The organism is uncultured Ralstonia sp. (assembly GCA_913056305.1).
GTDB lineage: Bacteria > Pseudomonadota > Gammaproteobacteria > Burkholderiales > Burkholderiaceae > Ralstonia.
On record CAJXMR010000361.1, the window covers coordinates 1 to 2975 of the forward strand.

General features: G+C 67.0%; 3 protein-coding genes. 2 read left to right on the forward strand and 1 reads right to left on the reverse strand.

Going from position 1 to position 2975, the window contains the following annotated elements:
• Window positions 1-59: 59 nt before the first annotated feature.
• Window positions 60-1613, reverse strand: a complete 1554-nt coding sequence (locus tag QZ609_RS26010) for an MFS transporter (protein ID WP_295501249.1) — start codon at window positions 1611-1613, stop codon at window positions 60-62.
• A 64-nt stretch (window positions 1614-1677) separates the two neighbouring features.
• On the opposite strand from QZ609_RS26010, the gene QZ609_RS26015 reads away from it, so the two are divergent.
• Together QZ609_RS26015 and QZ609_RS26020 are read left to right on the forward strand one after the other, a co-directional pair.
• A complete protein-coding gene (locus QZ609_RS26015; RefSeq protein ID WP_295501252.1) occupies window positions 1678-2634 on the forward strand; it encodes a LysR family transcriptional regulator in 957 nt (318 codons plus the stop codon).
• A gap of 17 nt (window positions 2635-2651) precedes the next feature.
• A partial coding sequence (locus QZ609_RS26020) for a CreA family protein (RefSeq protein ID WP_295501255.1) occupies window positions 2652-2975 on the forward strand: 324 nt, incomplete at its 3' end.

Genomic DNA, 2975 nt, shown 5'->3' on the forward strand with positions numbered 1-2975 from the left:
CGCACCCTCCAGTGGGTACGATATTACTTCCTAATTAAACGTTACGGTTCACTAGGCTCTCAACGCAGCGTGCGCTGCACCAGGATCGCCGCCGCGCACACCAGCGCAATCGCCGCGCCCCAGACGAACAGGTCGCTGCAGGCCAGCAGCGTGGCCTGCCGGTCGATCTCGGCCGAGATGCGGATCAGCTCCGTGCCCTGCAGCGGGTGCGGCCATTGCCAAGACGGCGTGAGCGCGGACACGTGGCCAACCAGGTCGGTACGGTGCTGCGCCTGCCCGCGCTGCAGCAGCAGCGTGGCGGCCAGGGTGCCGAAGGCCTGCGCCCAGGCGCGCATGATGCCCTTGAACTGATAGGCGTGGCCGAAGTCTTCGGCGGGCAGGTCGACAAAGGTCAGCCCCGCCACCTGGATCACCACGAACATCCCCACCATGCCCTCGATCATGAAGCCCGGCACCAGCACCGCTGCGGATGCGCCGGGCATGGCCACGTGCGACATCCAGAGCAGCGCCGTCGCCATCAGCCCGAAACCGATGGCGATCAGCACGCGCTTGGGCGGCAGATAGTTGGTCAGCTGGAAGTTGGCAATGCCCAGCACCAGCGTCACCACCCCGCCCAGGGTCATGAACTGCGCGGTGGTCTCATAGCGGAAGCCCAGGCCGTTCTGCAGCAGGCTCGACGACAGGAAGCTCCACGCGCTGGCAAACACGTAATAGATGGCGTAGAACACCATGCCCATCATGAAGCGGCGCCGCAACGTGGCGCGCAGGTCTACCCACGGCAACGGGTGGCCAGTCTGGCGGATGCCGATCCAGGCGATCAGCGCAACCACGGCAATGATGGGCACCACCTGCGCCGGCGAGCCATCCGGGTGCACGAAGCGCGCCTGCTGGAAGCCGTGCAGCGCGATCAGCGCGGCCAGGCCGAAGGCGATGGCCGAGGGCCAGTCGAGCGAGGCGAAATCGGTCTTGCGCTCCTGCAGCTTGGGGTGCGGGTAGAACGCGGCCACCAGCGCGCACACCACCACCGCCAGCAGCAGCTGCGCCACAAAGATGGCACGCCAGCCAAACTGTTCGGTAAGCGCCGCCGACAGGATGGGCGACACGCACGACAGCCCGAAGATGCCGTAGATCATGCCCTTCATCATGGTGCGGCGCTCGTGCGCGGGGCTGTGCTGCACGAAGATGCGCGAGGTGGACAGCATCGGCCCGCCGCCAAAGCCCTGCACCGCCCGGCCAATGATCAGCATGGCGCCGCCCTCGGCCGAGGCGCACATCAACGTGCCGACAATGAAGACGCCCAGCGAGACCAGCGTGTGTTTGCGGTAGGTCATGTGTTCGGCCAGCCGGCCCATGACCAGGATCGCCAGGCTGGCCGCCGCCGCATACGACGTCACGGCCCACAGGTAGACATCTTGCGAGGCCAGCACCCCGCCCTCGATATGCGGCCCCGCAATCGAAAACATCAGGTTGGCCATGTAATCCACGCCGGTGGCCAGGCCGATCACCATGCCGAGCATGCGCAGCTCCAGCCGGCTGCCGACCGTCGATTCGACGGCGGGAGCGGCAGGCGGCGGGAGCGCGGGGAGCGTGTGGTCTGTGCTTGGCGTGTTCATGCCGGGATGGTAATTTGCTTCAAAACGGGCGGAAATCGCCTCCTAACAAATTCATTGTTCAACTATGCGAACGACGGACTGGAACGACTGGGACACATTCTGCACCGTGGCCTCGCTCGGCAGCTTCACGCGCGCGGCCGATCGGCTGGGGTTGCCCAAGTCGTCGGTCAGCACCGCCGTGTCGCGGCTGGAGGGCAAACTGGGCGTGCGCCTGTTCGAGCGCAGCACGCGCCGCCTGCGCCTGACCGATGCCGGCGAAGCCCTGCTGCGCGATGCCGGCCCATTGTTCCAGCGGCTGCGCGAAGTCTCGGAAGATGCCGCCGCCACGTTCCAGTCGCCCACCGGCACGCTGCGCATCGCCATGCCGTACGAGTTTGCCGCCAAGCAGTTCGCCGAGGTGGTGCTGGAAGTCATGCGCGAGCACCCCAGCCTGCGCATCGAGGTGGACGTGGCGCCGCGCCAGATCGATCCGCTCGCCCAGGGCTACGACATCATGCTGACGGTGCCGCGCGAGCCGCTGCCCGATTCCGGCATGGTCGCCCAGCGCGTGTTCGACCTGCGGCGCGCGGTGGTGGTCGCGCCGCAACTGCTGGAGCGCCTCGGGCCCCTGACCCACCCCGATCAACTGATCGACTGGCCCTGCCTGGGCCTGTCCAATGAATCCGAATGGCAGTTCCGCACGCCCGGCGGCGAAACCATCAACCTGCCGCTGGACTTCCGCATGCGCACCTCCAACAGCGAGCTGCGCATGCAGGCGGCCATGGCGGGCCTGGGCGTGGCGCGCATCACCTCGGCGTTTGCGACAGAGCTGGTCGCCTCCGGCGTGCTGCAGGAGGTGCTGACCGATTTCCAGATCCCGCCGATGCGTGTGTACGCCGTGTTTCCCGGCCGCCGCCTGATGCCGGCCAAGGTGAAGGTCTTCATGGACGCGCTGCACCGTCGCATCGAGCAGTCCGCGCGGGGCGACCTGCGCGGCACATCCACCAACGAACCGGCCCCGTGGCCGCCCGCTTCCCTGTAACCACCACCCGAGCCACCATGCGCCTACTTCACTGCTTCGCCCTGTTCGCCAGCGTTGCCGCCATCACTACCGTCCATGCGGAAGACATCGGCAGCGTCAACACCAACTTCCGCGTCACCGGCTCCGACAAGATCGTCATCGAGGCCTTTGATGACCCGCTCGTGCAGGGCGTGACCTGCTATATCTCGCGTGCCCGCACCGGCGGCATCAAGGGCACGCTGGGCGTGGCAGAGGACGTGACCGAGGCGTCGGTGGCCTGCCGCCAGGTCGGCGACATCACCTTCAGCAAGCCGCTGCCGCAGCAGGACGACATGTTCACGCAGCGCCTGTCGCTCGTCTTC